Source organism: Bacillus sp. CGMCC 1.16607 (genome assembly GCF_042683745.1).
Classification (GTDB): domain Bacteria; phylum Bacillota; class Bacilli; order Bacillales; family Cytobacillaceae; genus Pseudoneobacillus.
On the sequence record NZ_JBHUJX010000007.1, the window covers coordinates 97,584 to 112,507 of the forward strand.

At 40.3% G+C, this 14,924-nt stretch carries 11 protein-coding genes and 2 pseudogenes; 1 reads left to right on the top strand and 12 read right to left on the bottom strand.

Annotated elements, in window-relative coordinates; genetic code table 11:
• Nucleotides 1–24: 24 nt before the first annotated feature.
• From ACFSO7_RS01830 to ACFSO7_RS01870, 9 genes and pseudogenes are all read right to left on the bottom strand, one after another.
• Nucleotides 25–276, bottom strand: a pseudogene (locus ACFSO7_RS01830) (flagellin); the annotation flags it as partial.
• A 780-nt stretch (nt 277–1,056) separates the two neighbouring features.
• A pseudogene (locus ACFSO7_RS01835) lies at nt 1,057–1,464 on the bottom strand (flagellin N-terminal helical domain-containing protein); the annotation flags it as partial.
• Between the two features lie 36 nt (nt 1,465–1,500).
• Nucleotides 1,501–1,929, bottom strand: a complete 429-nt coding sequence (fliS, locus tag ACFSO7_RS01840; protein ID WP_377874815.1) for a flagellar export chaperone FliS — start codon at nt 1,927–1,929, stop codon at nt 1,501–1,503.
• A gap of 70 nt (nt 1,930–1,999) precedes the next feature.
• On the bottom strand, nt 2,000–2,299 hold the full coding sequence (locus ACFSO7_RS01845) for an EscU/YscU/HrcU family type III secretion system export apparatus switch protein (RefSeq protein WP_377874817.1): 300 nt from the start codon (nt 2,297–2,299) through the stop codon (nt 2,000–2,002).
• Nucleotides 2,296–7,467 (bottom strand): hypothetical protein, encoded by a 5,172-nt coding sequence (locus ACFSO7_RS01850; protein ID WP_377874818.1) that lies wholly within the window; start codon nt 7,465–7,467, stop codon nt 2,296–2,298. Before ACFSO7_RS01850 ends, ACFSO7_RS01845 begins: the two co-directional genes overlap by 4 nt.
• Nucleotides 7,468–7,676: 209 nt before the next feature.
• Nucleotides 7,677–8,084 carry a TIGR03826 family flagellar region protein gene (locus ACFSO7_RS01855; RefSeq protein ID WP_377874820.1) on the bottom strand — a complete coding sequence of 136 codons (408 nt, stop codon included), beginning with the start codon at nt 8,082–8,084 and terminating at the stop codon, nt 7,677–7,679.
• Between the two features lie 95 nt (nt 8,085–8,179).
• A complete protein-coding gene (locus ACFSO7_RS01860) occupies nt 8,180–8,893 on the bottom strand; it encodes a ComF family protein (protein ID WP_377874822.1) in 714 nt (237 codons plus the stop codon).
• Nucleotides 8,894–8,997: 104 nt separating this feature from the next.
• Entirely contained in the window at nt 8,998–10,410 is a 1,413-nt protein-coding gene (locus ACFSO7_RS01865) for an ATP-dependent helicase ComFA (RefSeq protein WP_377875078.1), read from the bottom strand.
• A gap of 99 nt (nt 10,411–10,509) precedes the next feature.
• Nucleotides 10,510–11,349, bottom strand: coding sequence for a DegV family protein (locus tag ACFSO7_RS01870; protein WP_377874823.1), 840 nt, complete (start codon nt 11,347–11,349; stop codon nt 10,510–10,512).
• A gap of 160 nt (nt 11,350–11,509) precedes the next feature.
• Between ACFSO7_RS01870 and ACFSO7_RS01875 the strand changes: the two genes are divergently transcribed.
• Entirely contained in the window at nt 11,510–12,058 is a 549-nt protein-coding gene (locus ACFSO7_RS01875; protein ID WP_377874824.1) for a hypothetical protein, read from the top strand.
• Between the two features lie 61 nt (nt 12,059–12,119).
• Here ACFSO7_RS01875 and ACFSO7_RS01880 read toward each other — a convergent pair whose 3' ends face one another.
• The 3 genes from ACFSO7_RS01880 to ACFSO7_RS01890 all read right to left on the bottom strand — a co-directional run bounded on the left by ACFSO7_RS01880 (nt 12,120) and on the right by ACFSO7_RS01890 (nt 14,801).
• The gene (locus tag ACFSO7_RS01880; protein WP_377874826.1) at nt 12,120–12,263 is read right to left on the bottom strand and encodes a YwzD family small protein; all 144 of its coding nucleotides are present in this window, start codon (nt 12,261–12,263) and stop codon (nt 12,120–12,122) included.
• 660 nt (nt 12,264–12,923) lie between these two features.
• Nucleotides 12,924–13,610, bottom strand: a complete 687-nt coding sequence (locus tag ACFSO7_RS01885) for a response regulator (protein WP_377874828.1) — start codon at nt 13,608–13,610, stop codon at nt 12,924–12,926.
• 45 nt (nt 13,611–13,655) lie between these two features.
• Entirely contained in the window at nt 13,656–14,801 is a 1,146-nt protein-coding gene (locus ACFSO7_RS01890) for a sensor histidine kinase (protein WP_377874830.1), read from the bottom strand.
• Nucleotides 14,802–14,924: the final 123 nt, after the last annotated feature.

Below are 14,924 nucleotides of genomic sequence, written 5' to 3' on the forward strand. Positions count from 1 at the left end.
AGGACTTGCCTCTTTTACTAAAAATTAACGTTGTAATAATTGAAGAACACCTTGTGGTAATTGGTTCGCTTGAGCAAGCATTGCTTGTGCAGACTGATTAAGAATATTATTCTTTGTGAACTCAGTCATTTCAAGAGCCATGTCAGCATCACGGATACGTGATTCCGCAGCTGTTAAGTTTTCATTTGTTACTTGCAGGTTATTAATTGTATGCTCTAAACGGTTTTGTGTTGCTCCAAGTTTAGAACGGGTTGCAGAAATTTGATTGATTGCTTTTTCAAGTCTAAAGACTGCATCGTTAGCTGATTTATGGTCAAGGACATTGATGTCTTCAATACCAAGCTTCACAGTACTTAATTGTGGTACGTCAATATTTAGATTTTGTCCAGTATTTGCACCAATTTGGAAAGCAAGTGCTTTATTTGTTAATTGGAATCTAGATGTGCTTCCTGCAGCTGTGCTTGGAGCATCAACGTTAACCCCAACTTTAATTTCCAATCCACCATGGGTTATGACACCATTTCTACTTGTAATCTCTTTTTCGAATGTAATTGGTTCAAGAGTGGACGATGAATTTGCAGGATCAACAGCGCGGGATACGGCTACCTTCATTTTCCCTTCAATTTGTACTTTAGCAGTTCCATTTCCAGTTATTAAGGTAGTGTTAATCGTAACTTTTTCCCCTGTTTTTGTTCCGATCGTTAAGGTAGAATTACCAGAAACACCAATTTTTTCAGCCTTTGAACCTACTGAGAAACCGTCTGGATTTAGAACCTCAATGGTTGCACTTTTTGTTGTATCGTCATAATTAGTTACAACAATTGTATATTCACCAAAACTTAAGTTTGAGCCGCTTACACTATTAACTGTGATTACAGATGCATCATTTACCCCTGCACCAGGTTGATTTAATGTATTAACGATACTTCCACTCGTTAATGTGATGGCATATTGCCCTGTTTCTAATGATGGATCCGTTACATTTGGCACATTCTTAATATTTGTTTTAGCCTGTTCACCTGTTAAGTATTGCGTATCCGCCGCACTTGAACCATCTAATAATTTACGTGTGTTGAACTCCGTTTTTGCTGCAATACTATCAATCTCTTTAAGTAATTGATTGATTTCTAATTGAATAGCGTCTCTGTCAGATGTAGTATTCGTATCATTCGCTGCTTGAACAGATAATTCACGCATACGTTGCAGCATGGAGTGAACTTCTGTCATTGCACCTTCTGCCACTTGCATTAATGATACTCCGTCAAGTGAGTTTCTTTCTGCTTGTTTTAGACCGCGGATTTGGGAGCGCATTTTTTCAGAGATCGCAAGACCTGCTGCATCGTCTGCTGCACGGTTGATACGTAGACCTGAAGATAATCTTTCTAAGTTTTTGGAAGTGTTGAATTGATTTTGGTAAAGGTTGCGGTAGGCGTTTAACGCTTGGATATTATGATTAATTTTCATGTTTCTGCTCCTTTTGGTCTATATTCTATTTGAAATTTAGTTATTATCTAGTAAAACATTTTTTTCGTAGGCCATTGCCTTTTTTCTAATTCCAACAGAAGGGTCAGCTGTTTTATTCTTCATCGCCTGATTCCATGCGATTGTTATTTCTTGAAGTGATTGAATGACTTCTTTAATGATTGAGGTATCTTTTTTAAAATTTGCCTCAACAATTTTATCCGCCATATAGTTGTAAAGCATGTCTAACTGATCGGCTATGATTCCAGCATCATAATTAAGGCCTGCTCCCAAACGATGTAAAATATCGTTTGCGTTTTGTAGTTTCTTATTTGCTATAACATAATCTTTATTATTAATATCTTCGATTGCTTCCTCTAAATCTGTTAAACAAGCTTCATATAAAAGCGCTGTTATTTCTTGAGGAGATTTTTGATGGATGGCTGATTCTGTGAAAATACTAGTCAAGTATTTGCACCTCCAATTTAATCATCTGTTTCTTTTATCGGTCTATTATTTAAAGTGTTTAATATTTTTTTTAATAGTTTTTTTCCATTTCCTCAATGAGCAGCAAAATTTCCGCCATCACTGAGTAAAGCTGAGGGGGGATATTGTCCCCCAAGTCCATATCTAGTAGGTTTGCAACTAAAGATGAGTCTTCTTGCATATGAATGTTATTTTTCTTCGCTAGTTCAATAATTTGTTGGGCTACTTGACCTTTTCCTTGAGCGACAATCGTAGGTGATTTTCCAGTTTTCTCGTCATATTTAATGACTGCTGCGGAAGGACCGTTGATTTCTTTACGTTTTTTTTGATTATAAAATTTCGTATAACTCATATTTTGTAGTCCATTCCCTTCTCAGTGAAGACTGGCCGGATTGGTTTTGCGTTTGATTGGGTATCAGAATTATTTTGTTTTTCAACGTTTTGATTTTTAACTGTCATTTTCGCAAAATGAATGCTATGGATATTGTAGCCAATTTCCTGTAGCTTTTCTTTTGCGATCATAGCAACTGGTTGCATCTTTTCCTTAAAGCCAGGTTTGTCGTTCTTGATTGTGATCGATAAATTTCTGTCCGTTGAGTTAAGCAAAATGCCAACGTCGCCAAGTTTTTTTGTTTCTAGTAAGAAGTACAAGTTGCAATTCTCCCAATCTACTTGTTCGCCTTCATTTTTCGAGTTTACGAATACTTGAACGTTTTCTGGTTTTCCTCCAAGCAACATAGGCAAATTGAAAAACATATTTTGCATGCTCCCATTGGAATCCGATTTACTTAATAATTGTTGGCCAGTTAGGTTGTTTAAGGCTTGCTCAGCCTGTTGAGCTACTCTTCCGTTGGTTTCCTCGCCCTGTGTTAGTTTTAGAAGCGCCTCTTTCAAATTGTGTTGCTGTTGTTGCTCCTGTTGGGAGGATTGCTCTCCTTTTTGAAAGACGAGTGAATTGGCTAATTCGTTATCATGATTTAAACCAAGTGATCGAACCATTTCAAACATATTTCTGGCAGTTGGTTCCTGTCTAACAAATGATTGTGTTGTTTCATTAAATTGGCTTAGCAGCTTTTTAGAAGGCTCCATCTCTTCAAGAGCCAAGCTTTCTTTATTTACATAGTGCATAATTTTTTGCTCTGACGGTTTAAATAAGATTTTATCCACTAATGATTTTACGTCTTGAACAATTTTCACTGCTTCTGAATGTTCGCCTTTAGCTAGATGCTTTTTAGCCTGAGCTAATTGGGTACTTGCCTGCATCAGTTGTTTCTCGGTTGTCATATCAGTAAACAGCATCATGTCGCTTTTTAAAATCGCATTGTCTAATTTACTAATCGTCGCTTCTAGCATTGGTTTCACTTGAGGGTAAGCATTTCGTTTAAAAGTTTCCACTAGTCTTTGAACCGTGTCTAAGTTACGGCTAATTTCCCGTTTTAACTCTCTAAATTCATGTGTGGCTTCCGCTAGTTTCTGAGAGACCTTTGTTACTAAAATATCTTTCGATTGGATTTGTAACGGTTGCAGCAGCTCATTGATGTCATACTGAGTTGCAGAATCTTGTGAAATCTGTTGTGTCTGTGCACTTGATTCAGTGCTTGCAAGTTCCTTTTCTAAATCGGTTAGGGCTCCTGCCACTTGCTGGCGAGCAGCAATTTCACGACCCTTTTGTTGTAGCTCCGCAGCATGGTCAAGTGCTTTTTCTACTTTTGAAAGTTTACCAAGATCGATATTCGGGTTTGAAGTGAGTTCTTTTTTCACTTGTTCTAACGCTTTTTCTAAATTTGGTTCGTTTTGTATCGTTTTTAAAGCCTCTTTTAAGAGTTCGCTTGGTTTTTTTTCGATTTGTTCGATTGACTGAAGATTGGCCAGTCTGTTCTGTAATGAACTTTGTACTTCTGCTTTCTGAGTACTATCTTGTGATGCATTAGGTTGCTTTGCGACATTTTGATTTAAAATTTGCTCCGTTTGTTGGAGTATTTTTGTTAATCGATCCCGACCAGATTGATCAAGTTGGTTTGCCTGATTGATCATTTTTTCGATATTGCGCACAATTTCCGGGTCAATACTTTTGTTCGCTGCTAAATGTTCCTTAAGCTTTCCAATAACATTCTGAAGGTTAGGCTCTAATTGTATTTGGTTGCGAACTTGTTTTAATGTTTCACTTTGTTTTTGCTGCTCGGATGGTGATTGAGAATTTTGTGCTGGTTGTTCTGGTCGTGCTTGGTTTGTTTGTTGGCGTGTATCTGTTTGTTCTGATGGTCGAGTTTGGTTCGGCTGTCGCCGCGTTTCCACTTGCTTTAATGTTTCTTCTGCTTCGGTTAGAGCTTGGATGAGGCGCGCTTTGCCTGCTTCGGTTTGACCGATTTGGTTGAGTTGGCGCACTTCCGTTAAAGCCCGCTCTACTTTTTGTGCTACTTCTCGGTCGACTTTTGGATTGTTTACGACTTGCTCTCGGATTTGGTCAACCGCTTTTGGGATATTTGGTTCGCGTTGGACAGATTCCTTTACTTGTTTCACAACTTCGCTTGCGGCTTGTTCCGTCGGGCGTGTTTGGTTTGTTTGTTGACGTGCTTCTACTTGTTTTAAGGTTTCTTCCGCTTCCGTTAGTGCTTGGACGAGGCGGGTACGACCTGCTTCGGTTTGACCGATTTGGTTGAGTTGGCGAACTTCTGCCAAGACTCGTTCTACTTTTTGCGCTACTTCTCGGTCGACTTTTGGATTGTTAACGACTTGCTCTCGGACTTGGTCAACTGCTTTTTGGACATTTGGTTCTCGTTGGACGGATTCCTTTACTTGTTTCACATCGTCGCTTGCGGCTTGTTCCGTCGGGCGTGCTTGGTTCGTTTGTTGACGTGCTTCTACCTGTTTCAATGTTTCTTCCGCTTCGGTTAGAGCTTGGACAAGACGGGTTCGACCAGCTTCAGTTTGACCGATTTGGTTGAGTTGGCGAACTTCTGTTAAGACCCGCTCTACTCTTTGTGCTACTTCTCGATCAACTTTTGGATTGTTGACAAGTTGATCTCGGACTTGGTCAACCGCTTTTTGGATATTTGGTTCTCGTTGGACGGATTCTTTTGCTTGTTTCAGAACGTCGCTTGCTGGTTGTTCCGTCGGACGTGTTTGGTTCTTTTGTTGACGTGCTTCTACTTGTTTTAAGGTTTCTTCCGCTTCGGTTAGAGCTTGGACAAGACGCGTACGACCAGCTTCGGTTTGACCGATTTGGTTAAGCTGGCGGACTTCCGTTAATGACTTCTCTATTTTTTGTGCCACTTCACGATCAACTTTTGGGTTGTTAATGACTTGATCTCGGACTTGGTCAACTGCTTTTTGGATATTCGGTTCGCGTTGGACGGATTCCTTTACTTGTTTCACGACGTCGCTTGCTGGTTGTTCCGTCGTGCGTGTTTGGTTTGTTTGTTGACGTGCTTCTACTTGATTTAAAGTTTCTTCCGCTTCAGTTAGTGCTTGGACAAGGCGGGCTTTGCCTGCTTCGGTTTGACCGATTTGGTTGAGTTGGCGAACTTCCGTTAAGGCCCGTTCTATCTTTTTTGCTACTTCTCGGTCGACTTTTGGATTGTTGACAACTTGATTTCGGACTTGGTCAACCGCTTTTGGGATATTTGGTTCTCGTTGGACGGATTCCTTTACTTGTTTCACAGCATCGCTTGCGGCTTGTTCCGTCGGGCGTGTTTGGTTTGTTTGTGGACGGGCTTCCACTTGCCTTAAGGTTTCTTCCGCTTCAGATAGTGCTTGGACGAGGCGCGTACGTCCAGCCTCGTTTTGACCGATTTGGTTGAGTTGGCGAACTTCCGTTAAGGCCCGTTCTATCTTTTTTGCTACTTCTCGGTCAACTTTTGGATTGTTAACGACTTGATCTCGGACTTGGTCAACCGCTTTTTGGATATTTGGTTCGCGTTGGACGGATTCCTTTACTTGTTTCACATCGTCGCTTGCGGCTTGTTCCGTTGGGCGTGTTTGGTTTGTTTGTTGACGGGCTTCTACTTGCTTTAAGATTTCTTCCGCTTCAGTTAGTGCCTGGACAAGGCGGGTACGACCTGCTTCGATTTGACCGATTTGGTTGAGTTGGCGAACTTCCGTTAAGGCTCGCTCTACTTTTTGTGCCACTTCTCGGTCAATTTTTGGATTGTTAATGACTTGCTCTCGAACTTGGTCAACTGCTTTTTGGATATTTGGTTCTCGTTGGGCAGTTTCCTTTAGTTGTTTTACAACTTCACTTATTTTAATATCCTGTGATGTACCTTTTACCTCCACCACTTGCAGTTCGCTTTCGACACTATTTAATGCTTGAGTCAACGTTTCTTTTCCAGTAGTGATTCTTCCTTGTTTAAGCAATTTAGATACTTCCTGTATATCTTCACTCAATTTCTTTTTTAAATCTTCCGGGAACCTGGAGTTATTTATGATTAAATCATTTACCTTTTGTAGCGATTTTTGTAAATTTGGTTCGTTTAAAATTGAGTTCTTTAGCTCATTTACTATTGAATGAAGTGTTTTTTCTGATTGTGGCTTTTCTATACTTGCCGCTGAAGATGCTTGAACTTGGGTTGATTTTTGTTCTTGATTAGCTAACTGAACTTCAGCTGTTTTCAATGCTTCTAGCAGTCTATCTTTTCCAATCACTTGAAGTTTTTCAGCTTCACTAGCTGCTTTTTCAAGTTGGCTTGCCATTTTTGGATCAAGCTTAGGATTACGAACGAGTTCGTCTCTTACTCGTTGAATGGCTTTTTGTAAATCAGGCTCTGATTGAATCGATTCACGATTTTTTCTCAATAGTTCAATTAATTCTTTTCCCTGTTCCGCTGATACTTTCGGATTGTTATCTTGTTGTACCGATGTGCTTGTGTTCGCAGGTTCTTTCGTTTGAATCGTTTCGCTATTGCTTTTTAAAATGAGCTGTTCACTTTTTGAAAACTCAAAGTTAGGGTCAATTTCCTTCGCGATATTGGTTAGCACTTCCGTCAATGGTTTACCGTGCAATGCTTCATGAATGGCGCGAAGATGTGTTTGAGTGACTTCAAGATTTTTATTACCAAGCGCTTTGACCGTATCTAATTTTGTTTCTAAAGTGCCTGGAGCTTTTTCAAAAAATACTTTTAATTCTGCCACCGCTTCTTTTGTTAATGGCAAACCCTTATCTAATAAAAGCTGAACTGCTTGTTTTAATTGTGGGGACTCTTTCCCTGTTACCCCAAGACTTTGCATCATTTTTAAATCATTAACTTGTTCGGGAACGTCTACCTTAGTAGCCTCGGTCGCAATTGTTTTTACACTGACATTTTGATCATTTTTTTCATTTATTTGGACAGTTACACGATCGTCAGCAGGGACACCGTTCTCGAATTTAACTGTTACGTCTTTTCCTTTTATTTGCAAAACAGCTTCTGAATCTGATAAACGTTCTTTTATTTGAGCGCGATGTATTTCACCTTGCTTAAGTTCTAGAGGGATTTCCGTAGATTTTATTTGAGTTCCAGGAAGATGATTAGTAATCTGCAAAATATTTCTCTCCCTTACAATCGATTAATATCTTTTATATCGGAATCAGAGTCGAGATTATTAACTAATTTGTATTAGTAATATTTTGCTAGAGAGATTTTTGGAGTGTCGTTTCTTTTTTTAAAAAAATTTCTTTAATCTGTTTGCTAAAATTTTTCAATAAAAAAGGCTAAACCGCATTAAGTTGGTTTAGCCTTTGAGTGGAGTAATTACTTTTCTGATAAATATGTACCATGCTCACTTCGCTTTAATTCTTTTTTACGCTGTTCATCAGTATTAAACTGTTTAAGATCTTTACGCAGACTATCCTGACAGCTACCACAAATCTTTCCTGTTCGAATAATATGACCACATTTATCACATGGGTATCCTAAGTTTGGAAAATGAGCCGTTTGTATTCTTCCAGCTCTGACAAACTTATAAATAAGCTCTTCGGAAACTTCTGTTGCTTCAACAACCTGTTCAATGGTTGCCGCTCGATTTTCGCGTTTTCTCATATATTGATAGACGGTTTCATACGCTTTTTCTTCTTCCTTCCAGCAGTTTTGGCAAACGGAGCGGAAGGCTGTTTTCATAAAGATAGCGCCACAATTCGGACAATTGATTACTTCACTCATTGTATGTATACCTCCATGTCGAATAATGTATTACTTATCATTATAGCTTCTAAAGATAACATTGGGAATCGGAATTATTATCCGTCAGAGATTCTCTATCCTCTGGCAATGGTAAGGGAGTAAATCGATTCGGCACCTGCTTTTTCCAGTACTTTGGCAGCATGTCTTAACGTTGACCCTGTTGTATAAATATCATCTACTAGGAGGATTTTCCCTTTTACTTGTTCGGTGGTATGGAACACTCGGGGAAGATGAATTCGCTCCGAGCGAGATTTTTTCGATTGCTTTTCTGAGTGGATTCTTGTTAATAGATTAGCAGATTTGAAGCCTGATTCTATGATTAGGGCTTCTGCTTGATTGAAGCCTCTTTCTTGGAGGCGTTCTTCGCTTAGAGGAATGGGGATGATGAAGTCTGGCTTGATGTTTTTTATTTTATTTTGTATTTCTTCAACGAATATTTTTGCGAGGACATAATCTCCGCGATATTTGTATTTCGCGATGATTTCTTTGAGGAAATCATTGTACTGGTAGATAGAGTGGTTTTGTGTGAGAACCCCTTTATAGTCTGAGTCATCCTCCCAGCGGGTGCAGTCATTACATAGATTTCCGTTCCGATATTGTGGGTCTAATGATTCGAAGGAACGACCACAAATCTGACAAGTCTCTCCTTCCATTCTTTGCAGCTTACTTTTGCACATTTGGCACATGGATTCCTCCTTTTCGGGAAAAAACAAATCCACCCACCCAAACGAAGAATCCATCACCTCCTGACAGACTAAACATCGTTCATGCTGAAATAAATCCAACATCTTACTTCCTCTCCCTTCCTCCTTAGTGCACTGGGGGTCAGTCCCTTTGGCGCTTTAAAGCGCCGGGGGACTGACCCCCAGTGCGTTAATGCGGTAAAGTGATACTAATCCAGAAGTCCTTTTTGGAGGGCTTCTTTGTTCATTTGCTTGATTTGTTTGTGGGCTTTAATCATGGCTTCGGTTTTGCCGTAGTGGAAGAAGGTAATGTCTCCATCTGGATATTGGGCGCTACGACCTACTCTTCCTGCGATTTGGACGAGGGCACTTTCAGTGAAGATGCTTTCTTCTGCCCCTACGACTGCGACATCGATGTTTGGGAAGGTGACACCTCGTTCAAGGATGGTGGTTGTTAGAAGAATCGGTGTTTTCTTGTCGCGCATTGCCTGGACTTTTTCTTTACGAAGTGAATCTTCAGCATGAACTGCTTCGATACGAGAGTCTAGCGCTTGGAAGATTGGCAAGACTTTTTCCATCAATCGGATGTTTGGGAAGAAGAGAAGTGCCTGTTTTCGTTGCTGCAAGCGTGCTATTGTCCACTGGAGTACATTTGGAGGTAGGCTGTTTTTTAACAGCTTCTTTTTCCAATTGCCGCACCAAACGAATTTCGGTATCGGGAGTGAGTGGCGGTGAAATCTGGCGGGGATGGTGACGTAGTTTCGTTTTCCTAATCGACATTCCCGTTGCCATTTTTCACTTGGTGTTGCTGTGAGAAAGATGAGTGAGGATGGTTGTTTCCTTGCTTTTTGGACGGCTTGTTGTAACGATTCATCAGCTGTATAAGGAAAGGCATCCACTTCGTCAACAATCATCATATCGAACGCTTGATAAAATCGGAGCAATTGATGGGTAGTAGCAATGGTTAGCGGGGCAAATACGTGGCGATCCTCACTCCCTCCGTACAGTGATGCAACAGCGATGTTTGGGAATACTTTTCGAAGCCTTGGTGTGAGTTCGAGGACGACGTCGGTTCTTGGTGTGGCAAGGCAGACTCGTTTTCCTAGCTGGAGTGCTTTTTCGATTCCAGCAAACAGAACTTCCGTTTTTCCTGCGCCGCAGACTGCCCAAACCAAACAGTCTTGATTGACTTTTATCGCTTCGACGACTCGATTCGATGCGACTGTTTGGCCAACGGATAATGAACCAACCCAGTCAAGTGGTTTATCTATTGAGGTTATCTCTGCGGGTGGGCCACTCCAATGGAGCAATGACGAACAGGAGCTAACTCGCCCCATCATTATGCATTTCCGGCAATATTGACATGGTTTACAGCATCTTGCGCATGGAAAGATAGCGATCAAACTGGGGTCGTGATTGCCGCAGCGGTTGCATATTGATTTTTTGTTCACTTGAGTTATCCCCTGTTGACTATGCACTAAGCCATGAACGATATGGGACTGAATTTCTTCCTTTGGAAATGGAATTTCATTTAAAAGGAGCTGTCTTCCAGTTAAGAAGAGTTGAAGTTGAGGGTTGAAATCGAAGTTTGTATGCGGGATAAATTCATCTGAATTTTGCAAATGAACACCTACTTTCTTTTTTAATGGAGGCAAAAAAACGCCACTCCAAATAAATATCCGGAATGGCGTCAGTCTAAGAAGTAGTTCTTTCCTTATAAGTTATTTCTTCACCCAACCAAGTCCCATTGAGCCTTCGCCTAGATGGGTACCAATCACTGGTCCAAAATAACTAATCATAAATTCGACGTTTGGAAACTGAGCTTCGAGATCGCTTTTCCACTCGAGTGCTTCCTCCTCACGATTCGCATGAATGATAACGGCGCGATACGCACCACCGCCCATCACAGCGGCACCTAGCAAATCGACAATCCGTTTCATTGCTTTTTTACGAGTACGAATTTTTTCAAATGGCATGATTTTTTTATCAACAAAATGTAACAGAGGTTTAACTTGTAGTAAACTTCCGATAATCGCTTGAGCACTTGAGAGTCGGCCCCCGCGCTGTAAATGAGCGAGGTCGTCTACCATGAAATAAGCTTGAATCGATTTCTTCATTTCCCGGAGGCGATTCATAATCTCGTCTGCTGATCTTCCTTGTTTCGCCCATTCGGCCGCTTCAAGTGCATAAAACCCTTGAACCATGCAGCTTATTTCCGAATCAAACGGGTATACCTTTATGCCTTCCACCATTTCCCCAGCAGCGACTGCTCCTTGGAACGTACCACTGATTCCACTTGAAAGGTGAATGCTAATGACCGCATCATAGTCCTGCGCTAATTTTTCAAAAAGCTCAACAAACTGACCAACTGGAGGCTGCGAGGTTGTCGGCAGCTCCTTCGTCTTAACTTCCTCATAAAATTCAGCTGCACTGATTTCTACTTCTTCTTGATAGGTCTCATTTCCAAAGATGACGCTAAGCGGGATCATATGGATATGAAGCTGCTCGCGCAATTCCTTTGGGATGTAAGCTGTACTATCCGTGACAACTGCTACTTTCATAAAAGAGTTACCATCCTTCACATTTTCTCTGTCCTTCTATTTTAAACGATTGGAAAAGAAATTGCACGGATTTGGATAATCGTACCATACCATACCCTTTTAATAGAAAAATCCAGCATTTTAGGATATATTTTATTAAGAAAAATTTGGAGGGAAAGAGATGAAAAAGCTCAATATAATCGTTTTATTCTTACTCATAGCTATATTGATGTTGGGATGTAATGCTAAAAAGGAGGAATCACCTTCACCTATCCCTGAAAAAACAGCTCCTAAAGAAGAACTTCCAAAGTTCCAAAATACGGGTACCTTTAATGATGTCCTTACTTTTCGTTATCCTAACGGGTTTAATTGGGACAAAGATAACTCACTATTATTAAGTGAAAATGAGGAAAACCCATTATTTAAAGTTTGGTTTATCGAAACGGAAAGTGAAGCAAATAATTTAAGTGAAATTCAGACGGAGTTCCATACGATGATGGAGGAGGAAGGGGATTCAGAACTGATCGAGGAAAAGTTTACTGAAATCAATGGAAAAGAATTTTACTACGCAAAAGAATTCTCAACCTTTGAAACTAGAAGTTACATTATCGGTTTATTTACGATTCACAATGGGAAACAGTATATCATGTTTGGCTACGTAAAAGATACGGAAAAATACGAAGAGGGATTAAAATTGTTAGAAGATATTTATCAAACAGTACAATTTTAATCATTGGACAGTGCTCCAAGTAGCATCGTCTCTTCTTTGCATGAAAAAGAAGCCTATTACCTCAGGCTTCTTTTTCAATGACACGAATTAATTTTTCTTTCATTTCACTTAATAGACCTGCCACCGAAATATCTCTACACGTTGTCCCCTTTTGATAGGCTTCTGTAATTATTTTCAAAAAGAGTTCTTGCTGTTCGTTAGACATTGGCAAAATCCTTCCATATAACAAAATGCGTAAGCGCGCTTGTAAGCCCCGATAAAGAAGACTGGCGATTGGCGAGAGTAGCGAAGCCAGAGGCCTAGTCACACTTATGCAAACCGTTCTTTGGTTTGCCAAGCAAATGCTTCGCGGGCCCGGAAAGTCGTTCTTTGACTTTTTGGGCCCGCGAACATTTGACCTCGAGGGGCTAGGCGCTGGAGCTGGATTCCGAAAAACCACTTCAGAGTTATCCACGACTTATAAGTCTAAAATAAGCTAAGATAGTAGAAATATAGGGAAAAGCTCCAAAGTGTAATCGGAATTTATCGCATGAAATGCTTTCTTATGTGTTTTCTATTTTACCATCGTATTCCATTTTATCTTTTTTGTGATAACTTCTTGAAAAATAGATGCAAAATAAGTCTATTGGACTGCACAAAGGGGATTTTCGGATAGGTTCACAGTTCTATTCGGACTCCTCGAGAGGGTCTATCGAACAATCGAAGTCTTCTATCGGGCTAGTTCACAGTTCTATCGGACATCCCGAAGGCGTCTATCGGACAAGTTCACATTTCTATCGGACTTTGTCACAATTTTGCACAAAAATAGGCCAAACCCCAACAAGTTGGAGCCTAGCCCACACACTACTAGTAACGATACGATTCACTATCTCACAACAACCCAACCATTCTTAATTGCTTCTACCACAGCTTGTGTGCGATCGTTCACGGTCATTTTTTGTAAAATATTGCTTACATGGTTTTTCACTGTTTTTTCACTGATAAATAAGGCTTCGCCGATGCCCCGGTTGCTTTTTCCATCGCAAAGCATTTGCAGTACTTCGCATTCGCGACGGGTTAATAAATGCAGGGGACGACGAATTTCTGTTTGTTGGAATGCCACTACTTCTTCATTACTTTCGCCTACTGCTAAACGGCGGTACTCCTTCACCAAATTATGAGTGACTCTTGGATGTAAATAAGAGCCTCCGTCCGCAACAACTTTCACCGCTTCTACTAGCGCATCCGCATCCATTTCTTTTAACAGATAGCCAGTTGCTCCTGTTTTCAACGCGTGGGAAACATAGTTCTCATCATCATGGATGGATAAAATGATAACCTTTGATTCAGGAAATTTCTCAATTAATTCACGTGTCGCCTCAATCCCATTTAACTTCGGCATATTGATATCCATAAGAATGACATCTGGATGATGCTTCTCCACTAAAGCAAGTGCTTCACTCCCGTCATCGCCTTCAGCAACCACTTCGAAACTAGGTTCGAAATCCAAAATACGTTTAACCCCTTCACGAAACAATTGATGATCATCTATAATTACAATCCTTGTTGTCATCGATTTCGCCTCCCTTTAGCTTCATTTTTTCGTAAAACAAACGATTTATGACTCTACTAACGGAATCTGAATCAACACTATAGTCCCAGCGCCCACTTTCGAGTTAATTGATATTTCCCCATTTAACAGATCCACTCGCTCATTCATTCCTAAAATGCCAAACGATTCAAATTTTACTTGATCTAAATTAAATCCTTTGCCATCGTCCTTTACCATTACCGTGATTCGATCGTGTCCAAGCTCTACCTTCACTTGAATCTCTCTTGCCTCACCATGCTTCAATGCATTTTGGACTGATTCTTGAATTAAGCGAAAAATGGACACCTCATACTTTGTCGCTAAGCGACGATCCTGCCCTACGCTAATAAACGAAATTTTTGAACTTTTATGATATTCTTCGGTCGTTTGTAAGTATTTTTTGAGGGTCGGTATGAGACCTAAGTCATCTAAAGCCATCGGACGTAGGTCATAAATAATCCGCCGTACCTCATAAAGAGCATTACGCACCATTTTCTTAAAGCTTTTAATCTCATCCCATGCCTGTTCGGCCCCTCGTTCACGGTACACTCTTTCGATTAGATCCGAACGCATCATCACATTTGCCAGCATTTGCGCTGGCCCGTCATGAATCTCACGGGATAATCTTTTCCGCTCTTCTTCCTGAGCCTCAATGATTTTCAAGCCAAAATCTTGCTTTATTTGCGCATCCTCAAGGGCTTGTCCCATTTCTTTCAGATCACTAGTTAAATACGACATGACGACTGAAACCTGCGATATTAAAAGATCCGCTCGATCGATCGTTTCTTGTATCCCAATCAATCTTCTTTCCAAATCATCACGCCGATTGCGCAATAATTTTTCTTGTTGGCGACTCAATGACAGGTCCATTTGCAGCTTATGCGCCTTCTCATATGCCTCTCGGACCTCTTCTTCACTATAACGTCCGAAATTACGACTAACATCAGATAATCGATTGCGAGCCTGACGTGCTTGCTCCTCCAATTGATCACCATCATCTATCGCCTTTATCACCGCGATCTTTACTTCTTTTAATTCATCCGAAATGCTTTCGAAATCTTTTCGGCATTGCTCACCAATTTGGAAAATTTCATCTTTACTATTTCCAACAGTATCAATCATATTATTTAATATTGTATCAAGCAGCTTCGAATCGAATTTTTTTTTCGCCATTAGATTACCCTCTTAGCCCTTCGACATTAAAAATATTTTATCGTGAAACCAATGAACTAGCATCATTTACAAATTAAAATATTTCTATATGATACAATTTCGATAGATAGTCACAGTTTACGT

Coding starts and splice junctions, on each gene's coding strand:
- ACFSO7_RS01885 (WP_377874828.1), bottom strand. CDS start 13,610: ATGACAACAAGGATTGTAATTATAGATGATCATCAATTGTTTCGTGAA.
- ACFSO7_RS01880 (WP_377874826.1), bottom strand. CDS start 12,263: ATGTCTAACGAACAGCAAGAACTCTTTTTGAAAATAATTACAGAAGCC.
- ACFSO7_RS01855 (WP_377874820.1), bottom strand. CDS start 8,084: ATGAGTGAAGTAATCAATTGTCCGAATTGTGGCGCTATCTTTATGAAA.
- ACFSO7_RS01860 (WP_377874822.1), bottom strand. CDS start 8,893: ATGTTGGATTTATTTCAGCATGAACGATGTTTAGTCTGTCAGGAGGTG.
- ACFSO7_RS01845 (WP_377874817.1), bottom strand. CDS start 2,299: ATGAGTTATACGAAATTTTATAATCAAAAAAAACGTAAAGAAATCAAC.
- ACFSO7_RS01890 (WP_377874830.1), bottom strand. CDS start 14,801: ATGGCGAAAAAAAAATTCGATTCGAAGCTGCTTGATACAATATTAAAT.
- ACFSO7_RS01875 (WP_377874824.1), top strand. CDS start 11,510: ATGAAAAAGCTCAATATAATCGTTTTATTCTTACTCATAGCTATATTG.
- ACFSO7_RS01870 (WP_377874823.1), bottom strand. CDS start 11,349: ATGAAAGTAGCAGTTGTCACGGATAGTACAGCTTACATCCCAAAGGAA.